Below are 1,514 nucleotides of genomic sequence, written 5' to 3'. Positions count from 1 at the left end.
GTCAGCAGCGCGGCCATGTACTCCGCGGGGTAGTTCGCCTTCAGGTACGCGGTCCAGTACGAGACCAGGCCGTACGCGGCCGCGTGGCTCTTGTTGAACGCGTACCCGGCGAACGGGAGGATCGTGTCCCACAGGGCCTTGATGGCCTCGTCGGAGAACCCGTTCTCCTTCATCCCCGCGTGGAAGCCCTCGAACTCCTTCTCCAGGACTTCCTGCTTCTTCTTGCCCATCGCGCGGCGGAGCACGTCCGCGCGGCCCATCGAGTAACCGGCCACCTTCTGGCCGATGTGCATGATCTGCTCCTGGTAGACGATCAGGCCGTGGGTGTCGGCCAGGATCTCCTTCAGGGGCTCCTCTAGCTCGGGGTGGATGGGCTTGACCTTCTGCCGCCCGTTCTTCCGGTCGGCGTAGTCGTTGTGCGCGTTCATGCCCATCGGGCCGGGGCGGTACAGCGCGCCGACCGCGACGATGTCGTCGAACCGGGTGGGCTGCATGCGGCGCAGCAGGTCCCGCATGGCGCCACCATCGAGCTGGAACACGCCGAGCGTGTCGCCGCGGGAGAGCAGCTTGTAGGTCTCCGGATCGTCCGCGGACAGCCGGTCGAGGTCGATGTCGACCCCGCGGTTGGCCTTGACGTTGTCGATCGCGTCGCCGATGACCGTCAGGTTCCGCAGGCCCAGGAAGTCCATCTTCAGCAGGCCGATGGCCTCGCAGGACGGGTAGTCCCAGCCGGTGATGATCGAGCCGTCGTCGCGCTGCCACAGCGGGATCGCGTCCATCAGCGGCTCGCTGGACATGATGACCGCGCAGGCGTGCACGCCCGCGTTGCGGATCAGGCCCTCCAGGCCGCGCGCGGTCTCGAAGATCGTCTTGCACTCTTCGTCGGTCTCGACGAGCGTGCGCACCTCGGCGGCTTCGCCGTACCGCTCGTGCTCGGGGTTCACGATGCCGGACAGCGGGATGTCCTTGGCCATGATCGGCGGCGGGAGGGCCTTGGAGATCTTGTCCGCGATCGCGTAGCCGGGCTGCCCGTAGTGCACGCGGGCGGAGTCCTTGATCGCCGCCTTGGTCTTAATGGTGCCGAAGGTGATCACCTGGGCGACCTTGTCCACCCCGTACTTGTCGGTGGAGTACCGGATCATCTCGCCGCGCCGGCGGTCGTCGAAGTCGATGTCGATATCGGGCATCGACGCGCGCTCGGGGTTGAGGAACCGCTCGAACAGGAGCTTCTGCGGGATCGGGTCCAGGTTCGTGATACCGAGCACGTACGCGACCAGCGAGCCCGCCGCGGAGCCCCGGCCCGGGCCGACCCGGATGCCGACCCGCCGGGCGTAGTTGATCAGGTCGGCGACGATGAGGAAGTAGGCCGGGAAGCCCTTCTGGATGATCACGGCGAGCTCGTGCTCGATCCGCTCCATGTATCCCTCGGGCGCGCCCTCGGGGAAGCGCCACTCCAGGCCCTTCAGCACCTCGTGCCGCAGCCAGGACGCCTGGTCGTGCCCCTCGGGCACCTC

General features: G+C 67.4%; 1 protein-coding gene. It reads right to left on the bottom strand.

Features of this window, described 5'->3' with window-relative positions:
* Positions 1-1,514 (bottom strand): DNA polymerase III subunit alpha (dnaE, locus tag FXO23_RS50440; protein WP_158896324.1); only part of this gene is annotated, 1,514 nt, incomplete at both ends.

Source organism: Amycolatopsis anabasis (genome assembly GCF_009765355.1).
GTDB classification, from domain to species: domain Bacteria; phylum Actinomycetota; class Actinomycetes; order Mycobacteriales; family Pseudonocardiaceae; genus Amycolatopsis; species Amycolatopsis anabasis.
This window is presented reverse-complemented; position numbering and strand designations above follow the sequence as displayed.